Consider the following 14,740-nt stretch of genomic DNA (forward strand, 5'->3'; position numbering starts at 1 on the left):
TCGAAACCGGGGGAGATCGACATGACAACAAAGAGCTGGGCAGGCATTGCGGCAGTCGCCGCATCGACATTCATGTTCGCCGGCAGTGCGCAGGCGGCCGAAGGCGACTGGCTGGTACGCGTGCGCGCGCTGCACATGGACCCGTCGAACGACAACTCGACCACCGCCGTGGTCCCCGCGCTGGGCGAGGTGAAGGCCAAGGACAAGCTGTTCCCGGAAGTTGACATCAGCTACTTCTTCACGCCGAACATCGCCGCCGAACTGATCCTGACCGTCCCGCAGAAGCATGACGTCGAACTGGGCGGCGTGGACATCGGCTCGGTCAAGCACCTCCCGCCGACGCTGACCCTGCAGTACCACTTCAATCCGGCCGGCACGATCCGCCCCTACGCCGGCATCGGCCTGAACTACACGCGCTTCTCCAGCGTGAAGCTGGACGCCGGCACGGTGCTCGGCGGCAGCGTGCCGCTGAAGGTGGATCGCAGCAGCGTCGGCTGGGCAGCGCAGATCGGCGTTGACATCCAGCTCGCGCCGCAGTGGTTCCTGAACCTCGACGCCAAGTACGTGAAGATAGACACCGACATAGCGGTCAAGGGCGCCGGCATTCCGGTCACCAAGCTGGATATCGACCCGCTGCTGCTGTCGGTCGGTCTGGGCTATCGCTTCTGATCGGCGCCGGCCGCGTCGAGGCAGGCCTCCAGCGCGGCCAGGCCGTCGGTCAGCGCGGCGATGCCCGGCGCCAGGATCAATGGCGACTTGATCTCGTACAGCCGGTCGTGGGCGACGGCCGGCACCTCGGCCCAGCCCGGCCGCGCACGCACGTGGTCGGGCTGGAATTTCTTGCCGCACCAGGAACCGATGATGATCTCCGGAGCGCGGGCGACCACGGTCAGCGGGTCTTCGATGCGCCGCTCCTTCGCGCTGTGGCGGCTGGCGAAATCGGCGAACACGTCCTCGCCGCCGGCCAGTTCGATCAGCTCGGACACCCAGCGGATGCCGGAAATGAGCGGTTCGTCCCACTCCTCGAAATAGACGCGCAGCCGGCGGCCGCGGCGGGCGACGCGCGCTTCGCCGCGAACACGCGCGTCATCGAGCCCGCGCCGCAGACCGGCTACCAGCGCCTGCGCCTCGGCCGTGCGGCCGACCAGCGCACCGGTCGTCACGATCATGCGCAGGATGCCGTCTATCGAACGCTGGTTGAACACATGCACGTTGACACCGGCGCGCACCAGGTCGCGGCACATGTCGGCCTGCAGGTCGGAGAAGGCCAGCACCAGATCCGGCTCGACCGCGAGAATGCGTTCCAGCTTGCCGGACGAGAAGCCGCTGATCTTCGGCTTGTCGCGGCGCGCCTCCGGAGGCCGCACGGTGAAACCGGAAATGCCGGCGATGCGGTCGGCCTCACCCAGCGCGTACAGCACCTCGACCGCCTCGGTGCATAGGCAGGCGATGCGTTCGGGATACAGCCCGCATGCGCTCATTTGCGGCCCGCCTTATGGCGCGCCTGTTCCAGCTGTTCGCACAGTTTCTGTGCACCGTCGAGGATGCGCGGCGTGTGCCGCTGCAGGATTTCCGGCGGAATGAAATAGAGGTTGTCGCCCTTCACCGCCGGCAGCGCGCTCCAGCGCCGCCAGGCGTCCAGCCACTCCGGCCGCGACTCGCCCATGCCGCTGGCGACGATGACCTCGGGCGCGGCCGCCAGCACCGCCTCTTCGGTCACCGTCGGCGCCAGTATCGGCAGGCCGGCGAACACGTTGCGCCCGCCGCACAGCGCCATCACGTCGGAAATCAGGTGCTGGCCGTTGATGGTCATCAGCGGCTTGTTCCAGATCTGGTAGAACACCGCGACCGGCGGCCGCGCTGCGTACTGCTTCGCCAGCGCGTCGCGCCGCGCGCGGAAGGCGCGCGCCGCCTCGTCCGCCTCGCGCGGCGTGGCAGCGATGCGGCCGAAGGTTTCGATCGCGCGCGCCACGTCATCCAGACTGCGCGGCTCGTTCACGAACACCGGTATGCCGAGCTTTTCCAGCTTGTCGTACTGCTGGTTGCGGTTGCCACTCTTCCACACGATGACCAGGTCCGGCTTCAGCGCGACCACCGCCTCCATGTCCACCGAGGTGTAGCCGCCAACGCGCGGAATCGTCTTCGCCGCCTCCGGGTAGTCGCTGTACTGGGTCGCGCCGACCACCTTGCCGCCGGCGCCGGCGGCGAACAGCAGTTCGGTCACGTGCGGCGCCAGACTGACGATGCGCTGCGCCGGCGCGGCCAGCACCACGGTGCGGCCAGCGTCGTCGGTCAGCCGCAGTTCAGCCGCGACGGGCAGCGCCAGCGCGGCGAGCAGCAGGAAAAGTGCCTTCTTCATTCCGTCATCCTTCGATTCGATGTCCTGGTGCGGGCGCTCGTCTGACCGAACGAGCTCGGGCAATCAGCTCGCCGCGGTCAGAGGCTTCCAACAGAGCCCTCACCCACCTGTAGGAGCGGTCTTCCGACCGCGACAGCGCGGGGCGTACCTGCCGACGATCGATCCACCGCTGACGTCGCGGTCAGAAGACCGCTCCTGTGGGGACGGCGCTCCTTATGTCGTCTATCGCCTGTTCCAGCCGCTGCCACTGCGCCTCGTCCTCCGGCAGACCGAAACGCAGCGCCGCCGGGGCGTCGAAATGGCGCAGCAGGATGCCGCGCCGGCAGAATGCCTCGTTCAGCGCCGCGGCATCGGCGGTCAGCACGCGCTGGAAAAGCACGCAGCCGCTCACTTCGCCCCAGCCGGTCGCACGCAGCAGCGCTTCGAGCCGCGCCCCCTCGGTCGCCAGCCGCGCGCGCTGCTGCGCCTGCCAGTCGCGGTCTGCCAGCGCGCGCTGCGCCACCCAGCGTGATGGGCCGGCCACCGGCCACGGCCCGAGCCGCGCCGCCAGCGCGTCGCGCAACGACTGTTCGGCAAACATGAAGCCGACGCGCGCACCGGCCAGACCGAAGAACTTGCCGAGCGAGCGCAGCACGATCAGACCGGGCCGGCCAGCGTGATGCACCACGCTGGCTTCGGGCGTGGCGTCGATGAAGGCCTCGTCCACGATGAGCGTGCCGCCGCGCGCCGCCAGCCGCGCCTGCCAGTCCATCACCTGCGACGGCGGAAACAGCGTGCCGCAGGGGTTGTTCGGTTGCACCAGCAGCAGCACGTCGGTGTGGTCCACCGCCGCCTCGACCTCGGCCGGCGCGACCGCACGCACCGCGTGCCCGGCCTGCGTCCAGCCGTGCGGGTGTTCGCTGTAGGTCGGCGAAAGTATCGCCACCCGGCTGCGCGGGAACAGCGCGGGCAGCAGCTGGATCGCGGCCTGCGAGCCAGCCAGCGGCAGCAGCGCATCGCAGCCGTAATAGGCGGCGGCAGCGTCCTCCAGCCCGTCGCCGTCTTCCGGCAGGCGCTGCCACACCGATTGCGGCACCTGCGGCACCGGCCAGGGCTGCGGATTGATGCCGGTGGACAGGTCCATCCAGTCCTCAGGCGCGATGCCGTAGCGATCGGCGGCGACCCGCAGACGGCCACCGTGCAGCGGGCGGGCGGATGTCATGACAGATGCACTCCGAGGGCAAGCAGCAGCGCCACGGTGAGCCACAGGCGCAGCGCGCTGGCCACCAGCGTGACGGCGCGGTCGATATCGGCGGCGCCCGGCGCCGCACCCTCGCCCAGCGGCGGGCGCTGTTCGACCGCGCCGTGATAGACCGCTGCACCACCGAGCGACAGATGCAGCGCGCCGGCGCCAGCAGCCATGACCGGGCCGGCGTTCGGGCTGTCCCAGGCCGGTGCCTGCGCGCGCCAGCAGGCGAGCGCGCTGCGCGTCGCGCCGCACAGCGCATAGCTCAGCGCGGTCAGTCGCGCCGGCACGAAATTGAGCACGTCGTCGATGCGCGCCGCCGCCCAGCCGAAATAGCGCAGGCGCGGCGTGCGGTAGCCCCACATCGCGTCCAGTGTGTTGGCCAGCCGGAACAGCAGCGCGCCCGGCCCGCCCAGCAGCAGGAACCAGAACAGCGCACCGAACACCGCGTCGTTGCCGTTCTCCAGCACCGATTCGGTGGCAGCGCGCGCAACGCCGGCTTCGTCCAGCTGCGAGGTATCGCGGCTCACCATCCAGCCGACGCGGCGGCGCGCCTCGACCAGGTCGCCGGCGGCCAGCGGGCGCGACACGGCGTGCGCGTGCTCGCCCAGGCTGCGCGCGCCGAGCGCGAGATAGAGCAGCAGCAGGTCGGTTGCCACCTGCCAGGTCTGGCCCAGGCTGCGCAGCCAGATCGCCAGCAGCAACAGCGGCAGCACGGCCAGCGCCCACGCGAGCAGCCCGCTCAGCCGGGTCAGCGGATGGCCCTGACGTGCGACCACATTCATGCGCGCCTGCATCCAGCCGGCGAAGCGGCCGAAGCCGACCAGCGGATGCAGCCGGCGCGGCTCGCCGAAGCGGCGGTCGAGCATGACGCCGGCACAGGCGCACAGCGCCAGCACGACGAAGGGGTGCAGCGTATTCACGGCGCGCGCTCCGGCCACACGTTGTCGCCGATCAGCAGATCTTCCGGCAGCCGGCTGGCCCAGCCTTCGAGTTCGAGCATCGGCGCTTCGTAGAACGCATCGACGTGGCCGATGCACAGCACGGCCAGCGGTCGCGCGCCGTCCGGCATCTGCAGCAGCGCCGCCAGCTTCAGCGGGTCGAAGATGGACACCCAGCCCATGCCCAGCCCTTCGGCGCGCGCCGCCAGCCACATGTTCTGAATCGCGCAGGCGCAGGAAGCGACGTCCATGTCGGGCATCGTGCGGCGGCCGAACACGTGCTGCTCGCGTCCGCCGCACAGCGCGACCACCAGCAGTTCCCCGCTGTCGAGCACGCCCTCGACCTTGAGTCGCATGAACTCGTCCTCGCGCTCGCCGAGCGCACGCGCGGTGGCCAGCCTCTCCTCCTCGACCAGCCCGTGTATCGACCTGCGCAGCGCCGCGTCGGTGACGCGCACGAAACGCCAGGGCTGCATGTAGCCGACGCTGGGCGCGTGATGGGCTGCCCACAGCAGGCGACGCAGTACCGCCGGATCGACCGGGTCCGGCCTGAAATGGCGCATGTCGCGCCGCTCGGCGATGGCGCGATAGAGCGCGTCGCGGGCGTCGTCGGGGTAACGGTGGGCGTCGTTCGTTGCAGTCATGGTTCAGCGTCCGAACAGCGTGGCGACCGCGGCCGGAGCGGACGGGAAATAGAGGTGCAGGTAGCTCGCGGTGAGCCGGCCCCGACGATACACCGCCTCGCCGTCGCGGTCGTCCGGCGTGCGCGCACGCGCCAGCGGCGACAGCGGCGTGTCGGCGGTCGAATAGTGGAAGGTGTGGCCACGCAGCGCACCTTCCGGCAGCTCGACCTGCTGCAGGCCGAGCGCGGCCAGCCGCGTCTGCATGCGCACCGAGCCCGGCAGAAGGCCGGCGCCGGCGTGGCTGACGCCGGCCTTGTCGGTCAGCGTGTCGAACAGGCTCATCATGCCGCCGCACTCGGCCAGCAGCGGCCGGCCGGCGTTGACGTGGGCGCGCAGCGCGGCGTGCATCGCGGTGTTGGCGGCCCAGCGCGCGGCGTGCAGTTCGGGGTAGCCGCCGGGCAGCCAGACGGCATCGCAGGCGGGCAGCGCGGCGTCATTGAGCGGCGAGAACTCGACCAGCTCGGCGCCGAGTGCGCGCAGGCAGTCAAGGTTGGCCGGGTAGATGAAACAGAAGGCGTCGTCGCGCGCCAGCGCGATGCGCACGCCGTCGAGCAGGCGCGGCGGCGGCGTGCGCTCGACCGGTGCGAACGCCACCGCCGGCGGCAGGTCGGCCGCGGTCGATGCGCCGAGCAGTTCGGCAGCGATGTCGAGCCGGGCGTCCAGCCCTTCGATCTCGGCCGCCGGCAGCAGGCCGAGGTGGCGCTCCGGCAGCGCGATGCGCTCGTCGCGCGGCAGGCCGCCGTACCAGGCGATGTCGGCCGGCAGGCTGTCGCGCAGCATGTCGATGTGGCGGGCCGAGCCGACGCGGTTGGCGATCACTGCCGTCAGGTTCACGCCGTCCCGGTAGTGCTTCAGGCCGTGCGCCAGCGCGCCGAAGGTCTGCGCCATCGCGCGCGCGTCGATCACCGCCAGCACCGGCAGATTGAAGCGACGCGCAATGTCTGCACTGGACGGGCTGCCGTCGTGCAGGCCCATGACCGACTCGACGAGGATGAGGTCGGCTTCGCCCGCCGCGTCGTACAGCCGCGCGGCGATGTCGGCGTCGCCGGTCATCCACAGGTTGACATTGCACACCGGCGCGCCACTGGCCAGCGCGTGGATCTGCGGATCGAGGAAGTCAGGCCCGCACTTGAACACGCGCACGCGGCGACCGCGCGAACGGTGCAGCCGTGCCAGTGCGGCGACCACCGTGGTCTTGCCCTGACCGGACGCGGGCGCCGCCACCATCAGCGCCGGGCAGTGCCGGACGGCGGAAGACACGCTCACCACTCCAGCCCGGGCATCGCCTTCACGCCGGCCTTGAAGGCGTGCTTCACCATGGTCATGTCAGTCACCGTGTCAGCCGCCTCGACCAGTTCCGGCGGCGCGGCACGGCCGGTCACGATGACGTGCTGCATGGTCGGACGTGCGGCGAGGTCGGCGAGGACGTTGGCGACGTCGAGATAGTGGTACTTCAGCGCGATATTCAGTTCGTCCAGCACCACCAGGCCGATGGCCGGATCGCGCAGGAAGGCGCGCGCCTGCTCCCAGGCCGCTTCGGCAGTGGCGACGTCGCGCGCGCGGTTCTGCGTTTCCCAGGTGAAGCCCTCGCCCGACACATGCCACTGCACGTCCGGCTGACGGCGATAGAAGGCTTCCTCGCCGGTGTCGGAACGCCCCTTGATGAACTGCACCACGCCCACCTTCATGCCGTGGCCGAGCGCGCGCGCGACCACACCGAAGGCGGCGCTGGACTTGCCCTTGCCGGTGCCGGTATTCACCACCAGCACACCGCGCTCGACCTGCGCCGCGGCAATGGCCTGGTCCACCACGTCCTTCTTGCGCTTCATGCGTGCTTCATGGCGTTCGTCAAGATCGCTCATCACATCCTCCACTCATTCTGTCCTCACGCCGGCACGAAGTAGCGCCGGCCATCGTCGCGCAATTCCTTCAGCGGATGGCAGAAGGCGCGCGACAGCACCTCCGCCTGCAGTACCTCGTTGACCGGCCCGCATACCCATTCGCCGCCGCCGGTCAGCAGCAGCGCGCGGTCGGCGAAGCGCAGCACCTGGTTCAGGTCGTGCAGCACCGCCACGACGGCCCGCCCTTCGTCGCGCGCAAGTCGTGCGAACAGCTCGAGCGTTTCGATCTGGTAGTCGAGATCGAGGTGGGTGACCGGTTCGTCCAGCAGACAGACCGGCGCCTGCTGCGCCAGCAGCGCGGCGATCGCCACGCGCTGCCGCTCGCCGCCGGACAGCGTGCGCACCTCGCGCAGTTCGAAGCCGCGCAGCGACACCGCCGCCAGCGCGGCCAACGCGATATCGACATCGGCGTCGCTCTCGTCGGCCCAGCGGCCGATGTGCGGATGCCGGCCGACCAGCACGGTGTCGAGCACGGTGGAGGCGAAGTGGTCCTCCTGCGACTGCGCCAGCAGCGCCCGCCGCTTCGCCAGATCGCGCGCCGGCCAGTCGGCGAGCGCGCGGCCGGCCAGCGTCAGCGTGCCGGCGGCAGGCGGACGCAGCCCGGCCAGCGTGGTGAGCAGCGTTGACTTGCCGATGCCGTTACGGCCGACGATGGCCAGCAGTTCGCCCGGTCGCACGTCGAGGTCGAGCCCGGTGCACAGCGCGCGCCCGGCCACCGACACATCGAGTTCGCGAGCGCGCAGGATGGCGTTATCGCTCATCGGTGGCGGTTCAGCAGGAACAGGAACACCGGCACGCCGAGCAGCGCGGTCAGCACGCCGACCGGTAGCTGGGCCGGCGCGATGACCGTGCGCGCCGCGGTGTCGGCCAGCAGCAGCAGCGTGGCGCCGGCCAGCGCACTGGCCGGCAGCAGCAGGCGCTGGTCGTTGCCGAAAGCGAGCCGGATCAGGTGTGGCACGACCAGACCCACGAAGCCGACCGAACCGACCGTGGTGACCGCGATCGCGGTCAGCGCCGACGCCAGCAGATAGACGACCAGACGCAGACGCGCCACCGGCACGCCCAGCACCTGGGCCGTGCCATCGCCGCGCGCCAGCAGGTTGAGGTCGCGCGCCAGCGGCGCACAGGCGACCAGCCCGGCCAGCAAGGCGGCAACCGCGACGCCGGGACGGCTGGCCGTACTGGCGTCGCCCATCAGCCAGAACAGCATGCCGCGCAGCGATTGTTCGCTCGCCACCGCGAGGATGAAAGACACCGCTGCGCCACAGCCGGCCGATACGATGACGCCGGTCAGCAGCAGACGGGTCGGCGTGCGGCTGCCCTCGCCGTGCGCCAGACCGAACACCAGCGCCATTGCCGCCAGCGCACCGGCAAAGGCGGACAGTTCGAGCAGCATGCCGGCGGCGCCGACCAGCATGGCCAGCAGCGCACCCACCGCAGCGCCGCCGGAAATGCCCAGCACATAGGGATCGGCCAACGGATTGCGCAGCAGCACCTGCATCAGCGCGCCGGCCAGCGCCAGCAGACCGCCGCAGGCGGCGGCGGCCAGTGCGCGCGGCAGGCGCAGCGAGCGCACGATGTCGCCCGCCATGCCGGCGTCGCCACCGGTGGCGATCTGCCACAGCTCGGCCGCGCTCACCGCCACGCTGCCCACCGCCAGCGCCAACGCGAAGGCCGCGCCCAGCGCCAGCAGCAGCGCCGGCAGCACCCAGACACGGCGCCGCTGCGCGCGCAGTGCGACAGGCGACGGCAGGGTGGTGGCGGGCGGGTGGCTGCTCATCGCGTGAGTTTACCGGTCAGCTCGGCCGCGTTCAGAACTGCGGCGTGTAGCGCAAGCCGGCGAACACGCTGCTGCCGGCCGTGTTGTAGCCGAACACGGTGGTGTAGTCCTTGTCGGTCACGTTGTTCACGCGCGCTTCAAGTGCCACCTCGGGTGACAGCTTCCAGACGGCGAACAGGTTCAGCAGTGTGTAACCGCCGAGCCGGCGCGTTTCGTCGGCGTTCGAGTAGCGGTCACCGGTGGTCTGGATCTCGATGCCGACGCGGCCGCGCGTCATGTGCTGGATGACGCGCAGCTGGCCGGTCTGCACCGCGCGCCGTTGCAGGCGGTCGCCGCTGTCCTGGTCGGTCGCATCGAGCAGGTTGACCGAACCCTGCAACTCGGTGTGGCCGAACAGATAGGTCGATCCGTCGAAGGTCATGCCGCGCAGACGCGCCTCGCCGACGTTGCGCGCCTCCGACACGCCGGGCGACACGGTGACCGTGTTGATCAGGTTACGCACCTTGTTGTCGTAGACGGTCAGCGCCGCGCGCGAGCCCTTGCGCTGCCACACCACGCCCGCCTCCTTGTTGCGCGACGACTCCGGCGCCAGATCCGGATTGCCGAAGCCCGGGAAGAACAGCTGGTTGAAGGTGGGCAGGCGGAAAGCCGTGCCATAGCCGCCATGCAGCCGCCATTCATCGGTCAGCCGATAGCCATAGGCCACGTTGCCGGTGGTCTTGTGCTGCGAGCTGGTGCTGTAGCGGTCGTGGCGGGTATTCAGCTGCAGGCTGTGGCGGTCGATGGCGCCGGACCAGCCGAGCTGCAGCGAATCGATCTTGCGTTCGGTATCGATGTTCACCGCGGTCGGCGTGGTTGACAGCACGTCCTGCTCCAGCCGCTCGACGCTACCGAACAGCGCACCCAGAGGCAGCTTCACGCGTGCCTCCAGCGCGTGGCTGTACTGCTCGGTGCGGAAGTGATTGCCGAGCGGCGAAGTCCGCGCGTAGCTGATGAAATCCTCGACCGAGCGGCCGCTGCGCAGCGTGGTTGACACGGCATCGTTCCAAGCGTGGGTCAGATACACGGTCGCGCTGTCGTTGTCGAAATCATTGCGTGTCTTCGGGAAGCTCAGGCCAGAATCGAATTCGTTGTAACCCTTGCTGGCCAGCGCGCTGACGCCGATCTCGGTGCCGGCGTGCGGCGTGAAGCTCAGGCTGCCGCTGAAGTTCTGGTTCAGGTAGCCGTCGCGGTCGGGGTTGTGGGCGCGCCGCGCCACCGATACGCCTTCATTGATGCGCGGACTGGTCGAACTGAAGCCGCGGCTGCTGCTGACGCCGGCGCCCAGCGCGAAGCGCCAGCGACCGTCGCCGCCGCGCACGCTGGCGCTGCCCTCGGAGCTGCCGTAGCTGCCGCCGCCGGCGAATACCTCGCCCTGCAGGCCGTCGTCGCCACGGCGAGTGAAGATCTGGATCACGCCACCGATCGCGTCGGCGCCGAACACGGCGGAGGCCGGACCGCGCAACACTTCGATGCGCTCGATCTGCGACAGCGGCAGGTATTGCAGCGCGGCGGTGCCGCTGGAACCGGAGCCGACGCGCACGCCGTCGATCAGCACCACGGTCTGGCGAGAGTCGCTGCCGCGGATGAAGTAATCGACGCTGGCGCCAGCGCCACCGTTGCCGCTCATCTGGACACCCGGCTGGCGCGCCAGCAGTTCGGTCAGCGTGGACTGCCCGGCCGCCTCGATCTGTTCGCGATCGATGACACTGACGTCGGACAAAGTGTCCGACACGCGCTGCTCGACGCGGGTTGCGGTGACGACGACCGGCTCCAGCACGTGCGTCTGGGCGGAAACGGAGGAGGAAAGAAGGCCGGCGCCGGCAAGCAGCGCGGCGACCGTGGTACGGCTGTGCATTGTTATGTGCTCCCTGCAGCCATCGCCCGTCCCCGAACGACGGCAGTCTCATGAAGTCATGGCACAGGGGACAACAACGCAGGCAGCCTGCAGCGGGCCGCATCCGTCGCGATGCCGCACCCCGGGCATGACCGCTCGTGCATCCGTGGCCGGTATCCGGGCTCGCAGCTGCGACGACCGGCGGAGTGCCGCGTGTCGCGATGCACGGCCTTCCCAGGCGCGAGGCCCAGTGGCATGAACGTGCATCGAATCTGCTTACCGTTGCGGGGGCAGCGCAGGCCTTGCGAGCGGGGCTCGCTCACCTGCTTCCCGTTTAACCCTGTGCCGCGGCACAGGGCACCTCGAACGCAGTGCCGCCGCAGCGGCACCGGCGCGCACGATACCACCGGGCGGCGGAAGGCCCAAACCGTCGGGCGGTGCGGCGTCCGGTATCGAGATCCAGAGCAGGTTTCGGCCGCATCGCGGCCAGGGCCGCTCCCACAAGAGGTGTCCGATTCGCGGACTGAACCAGGGCGGGGTTCTGTGGGAGGGGTCTTCTGACCCCGACAGCAGCCTGCATCGAAGCCTGCGGACCGCGACGGCCACGGCCACTCCCACAGAAGTCAGGCACGCCAACGCTGAAGACGGCGCGTCCCGACCTTGGGAGCGTTCAGCGGAATCCGCACATCCGGTCGATGTCGATCTCCGCTTCGATGCAGTCGGCCAGCCGGTCGAGGCTGGTTTCGCGCAGCGCCTGCAGGTCGAGTGGCTCGGCCGCTTCGAGGCCGGCCCAGGCGAGCAGTGCGGCGCAGGCTTGGGGCGCATCGAACAGGCCGTGCAGATAGGTCGCCATCAACTGACCGTTGACCGAGCGCGCGCCGTCCGGGCCATGCGCCAGTTCGACCGCCGGCCGCGCCAGCGCCGGGCCTGTGCTCACGCCCATATGGATTTCGTAGCCGCGCACCGGCTCGCCGCCCGGCTGCAACCGGCCCTCGACGACGCGCAGCTGCTTTTCCGCCTCCAGCGTGGTGTCGTAGTCGAACAGGCCGAGCCCGGCGACGCTGCTCGGTGCGCCTTCCAGTCCCTGCGGATCGTGCAGCGTGCGGCCCATCATCTGCATGCCGCCACAGATGCCGAGCAGGCGACCACCGTAGCGCAGGTGGCGGACGATCTGCGCGTCCCAGCCGTGCGCGCGCAAGGCGGCGAGGTCGCCCTGCACGCTCTTGCTGCCGGGCAGGATGACGAGGTCGCAGGCGGGCAGCGGACGATCGAGCGGCACGAACATCAGATCGACCTGCGGATGCGCGCGCAGTGCGTCGAAATCGGTGTGATTGCTGATGCGCGGAAACACCGGAACCGCGACGCGCAGCCGCGCCGCCTCACCCGCCGCGGTCTGCTGCGTCTGTATCGCGTCCTCGGCGTCGAGGTGCAGACCTTTCAGCATTGGCAGCACGCCGAACACCGGCAGACCGGTGCGCCGCTCCAGCCAGTCTTCGCCCGAACGCAGCAGCGCGCGGTCGCCGCGGAAGCGGTTGATGACGAAGCCGCGCACCAGCGCACGCTCCTCATCGGACAGACAGTCCAGCGTGCCGACCAGATGGGCGAACACGCCGCCACGGTCGATGTCGGCGACGATGACCACCGGACAGCGGTTGGGCAGCGCGAAACCCATGTTGGCGATGTCGCGGTCGCGCAGATTGATTTCCGCCGGACTGCCCGCGCCCTCGACCACGACGAAGTCGTACTGCGCGGTCAGCCGCCGCCAGGACTGCATCACCGCGTCCATCGCGACCCGCTTGTAGTCGTGGTAGGCGCGCGCTTCCATGTTTGCCAGTGCGCGGCCATGCACGATCACCTGGGCGCCGGTGTCGGAGTTGGGCTTCAGCAGCACCGGGTTCATGTCGGTGTGCGGCGCCAGCCCGCAGGCCTGGGCCTGCAGCGCCTGGGCGCGGCCGATCTCGCCGCCGTCGGAGGTGACCGCGCTGTTCAGCGCCATGTTCTGCGGCTTGAACGGCGCCACGCGCACACCGCGCCGGTGCAGGCTGCGGCACAGGCCTGCGGCGACAGTGCTCTTGCCGGCGTCCGACGTGGTGCCCTGGATCATCAGCGCGTGCGGCGCAGCGCCGTTCACGGATGTGCTCCCAGCTTGTCGCGCAGCTGCGCGGCGGCGCGCTCGCTCGCCACCAGCACCAGCTTCATCATTGCCCGTGTGGCGCCGACGAAGAGCTTGCGCAGCGTTCGTTCGTCCAGCGTTTCGAAATCGATTTCGGCGAGGATGACCGCCGGCGCCGACTGCCCCTTGAAGCGGTACACCGATTCGATCAGCACCTCACCGCCGGAATACTCCGGCTGGCCGAGCAGGTCGTACTGGCCGGTGAAGCTGCGCAACGCGTTGGCGCCGAGCCGGTCGTGACGCAGCAGTTCCGACTGTTCGCGGCCGCGCCAGCTGATGATGGCGACGTCCTGCGCATGAAAGCCGGCGGCGAAGCACAGGCGTATCGCCTCCTTCACGCGGGTGGTCAGCGGATGGGCGGTGTCGTAGGCGAGCAGCTCGACCTCATCCGCCTCGAACGGCGATGCCGCCTCGATATGCTCGGCGGCCGGCAGCAGCGCCTGCAGCATGCGCACCACCGGTCGCGGGCTGCGGAAATTGCTGTGCGCACGCAGCGTCACCCAGCCCGGCAACTCGATCGGCGGGCGCGCATACAGGTTCTGCATCGGATCTTCGAGCCAGATGCGACGCGCGTCGTCGTCGGCGTGGCGCCACAGCTGCTGCGCCCAGTCGGCGGAAAAGTCCTGCCCCTCGTTGACGATGATGGAATCGAAACGCAGATCGTCCGGCACCTCAAGCTCGCCGGCGCGCGCGATCAGCGCGTCGAAGGCATCCGGCTTCGCGTAGTCCGGCCGCTCGCCGTGCGCGGCGAGCACGCGTTCGCACAGGTGGTGGAAGGTGCAGGCCAGGCCGCCTTCCGGCGCGATGTGCGCGAGGTGGTCGGCCAGCGGGCGGTTGAAACAGACGTAGAGCGGGCGGCGGCCGGCCGCGATGGCGGCGCTGTACTCGGCCAGCGCCAGCTGGGTTTTGCCGGAACCGGCGGTGCCGACCACACGCAGCCGGTAGGGGTCGAAGTCGAGCGCGCGCGCCCACTGCGACAGGCCGCCGGCAACGCGGGTGATGCGCTCGCGCGCGATGCCCAGCCGCGCGGCAACGTCCGGCTCCAGCTTGATCTCGTCGCGCAGGAAGCGGTGCACCTCGGGCGCGTGTCCGCTGTGTTCGCCCGGCGGCAGGATGGCGCGGATGCGCGGTATCAGCTGATCGCGCACCGCGGCGTTGACAATGCGCTCAGGCTCGATGCCGGCGGTATGCGCCTGGCGCACGAAGTAGTCCGGGCAGTACAGCAGGTACTCGATGCGCGGCACGGGGCCGCCGAGCCGCGCGGCCAGCCGTGCCTGCAGCGCGGTGCGCGAGCGCGCGATGCCGACCGCGACATTGCGGTCGCGACCGCGCCGGCGCGAACTGAGACCGTGCGGGCCCTCTTCGAGGAAGCCGCTGCGCTGTTCGATGGCCAGCAGCTCGCCGGCGGCATTCACAACGACGAAGTCGATGTCGCCGTAGATCGAGAAGCCGCCCTCGTCCAGCCGCGTCCAGTGCACACCGTGATAGACGGTGTAGGCGGCCGGCAAGCCACGCTCGAGCAGCGCCAGCGTCGCCAGCTCGCGTTCAGCCGCACCGCCGGCCTCGCCCGCCGCGAGTTCTCGCCAGCCGTCGGGAATGACTTTCGCCACTGCAGGATCCTGATTCGGAAAGCCGCGAGCTTACACGGCCAGCGGGCTGTTCTTATCCACAACATCTGTGGACAAGATGCAGTGCGTCGTCGCGACACCCGCGCCAGCTGAGGGTGTCAATAGGGTTGCCTCATTTTTGGGCAGGTACGTCAAAGCCGGGGGATTCACCTCCGGCTGCGTCGCGCACCGATG

Annotated in this window: 13 protein-coding genes and 1 riboswitch; of the genes, 1 reads left to right on the forward strand and 12 read right to left on the reverse strand. The window is 69.9% G+C overall.

The window, feature by feature from the left end; genetic code table 11:
• The first annotated feature begins 21 nt into the window (after positions 1-21).
• Positions 22-669 (forward strand): OmpW/AlkL family protein, encoded by a 648-nt coding sequence (locus ACQ66H_RS20390; RefSeq protein ID WP_430435532.1) that lies wholly within the window; start codon positions 22-24, stop codon positions 667-669.
• Here the strand turns inward: ACQ66H_RS20390 and ACQ66H_RS20395 are convergent.
• The 12 genes from ACQ66H_RS20395 to ACQ66H_RS20450 form a co-directional block, all read right to left on the reverse strand.
• Positions 657-1,481 (reverse strand): ABC transporter substrate-binding protein, encoded by an 825-nt coding sequence (locus ACQ66H_RS20395; RefSeq protein WP_430435533.1) that lies wholly within the window; start codon positions 1,479-1,481, stop codon positions 657-659. The two genes, ACQ66H_RS20390 and ACQ66H_RS20395, sit on opposite strands and share 13 nt — an antisense overlap.
• A complete protein-coding gene (locus ACQ66H_RS20400) occupies positions 1,478-2,359 on the reverse strand; it encodes a cobalamin-binding protein (protein WP_430435534.1) in 882 nt (293 codons plus the stop codon). Before ACQ66H_RS20400 ends, ACQ66H_RS20395 begins: the two co-directional genes overlap by 4 nt.
• Before the next feature lie 181 nt (positions 2,360-2,540).
• Positions 2,541-3,560 carry a threonine-phosphate decarboxylase CobD gene (gene cobD, locus ACQ66H_RS20405; RefSeq protein ID WP_430435535.1) on the reverse strand — a complete coding sequence of 340 codons (1,020 nt, stop codon included), beginning with the start codon at positions 3,558-3,560 and terminating at the stop codon, positions 2,541-2,543.
• Entirely contained in the window at positions 3,557-4,525 is a 969-nt protein-coding gene (gene cbiB / locus ACQ66H_RS20410; protein ID WP_430435536.1) for an adenosylcobinamide-phosphate synthase CbiB, read from the reverse strand. Before cbiB ends, cobD begins: the two co-directional genes overlap by 4 nt.
• Positions 4,504-5,169 carry a 5,6-dimethylbenzimidazole synthase gene (gene bluB / locus ACQ66H_RS20415; RefSeq protein ID WP_430435537.1) on the reverse strand — a complete coding sequence of 222 codons (666 nt, stop codon included), beginning with the start codon at positions 5,167-5,169 and terminating at the stop codon, positions 4,504-4,506. The genes cbiB and bluB overlap by 22 nt, the downstream gene beginning before the upstream one ends.
• A gap of 3 nt (positions 5,170-5,172) precedes the next feature.
• Positions 5,173-6,435, reverse strand: a complete 1,263-nt coding sequence (locus ACQ66H_RS20420; protein ID WP_430435670.1) for a cobyrinate a,c-diamide synthase — start codon at positions 6,433-6,435, stop codon at positions 5,173-5,175.
• 35 nt (positions 6,436-6,470) lie between these two features.
• Positions 6,471-7,070: a cob(I)yrinic acid a,c-diamide adenosyltransferase gene (gene cobO / locus ACQ66H_RS20425; RefSeq protein ID WP_430435538.1), complete on the reverse strand. Its 600-nt coding sequence runs from the start codon at positions 7,068-7,070 to the stop codon at positions 6,471-6,473.
• 23 nt (positions 7,071-7,093) lie between these two features.
• Positions 7,094-7,870 carry an ABC transporter ATP-binding protein gene (locus tag ACQ66H_RS20430; RefSeq protein ID WP_430435539.1) on the reverse strand — a complete coding sequence of 259 codons (777 nt, stop codon included), beginning with the start codon at positions 7,868-7,870 and terminating at the stop codon, positions 7,094-7,096.
• Complete coding sequence (locus ACQ66H_RS20435; protein ID WP_430435540.1) at positions 7,867-8,889, reverse strand: FecCD family ABC transporter permease; 1,023 nt, start codon at positions 8,887-8,889, stop codon at positions 7,867-7,869. Before ACQ66H_RS20435 ends, ACQ66H_RS20430 begins: the two co-directional genes overlap by 4 nt.
• Before the next feature lie 31 nt (positions 8,890-8,920).
• Positions 8,921-10,786, reverse strand: coding sequence for a TonB-dependent receptor domain-containing protein (locus ACQ66H_RS20440; protein ID WP_430435541.1), 1,866 nt, complete (start codon positions 10,784-10,786; stop codon positions 8,921-8,923).
• Positions 10,787-10,916: 130 nt separating this feature from the next.
• Positions 10,917-11,145: riboswitch (cobalamin riboswitch) on the reverse strand.
• Between the two features lie 290 nt (positions 11,146-11,435).
• Positions 11,436-12,869, reverse strand: a complete 1,434-nt coding sequence (locus ACQ66H_RS20445; RefSeq protein WP_430435671.1) for a cobyric acid synthase — start codon at positions 12,867-12,869, stop codon at positions 11,436-11,438.
• 23 nt (positions 12,870-12,892) lie between these two features.
• Entirely contained in the window at positions 12,893-14,548 is a 1,656-nt protein-coding gene (locus ACQ66H_RS20450) for an ATP-binding domain-containing protein (protein WP_430435542.1), read from the reverse strand.
• Positions 14,549-14,740: the final 192 nt, after the last annotated feature.

Source organism: Methyloversatilis sp., from assembly GCF_965284615.1.
Lineage (GTDB): Bacteria > Pseudomonadota > Gammaproteobacteria > Burkholderiales > Rhodocyclaceae > Methyloversatilis.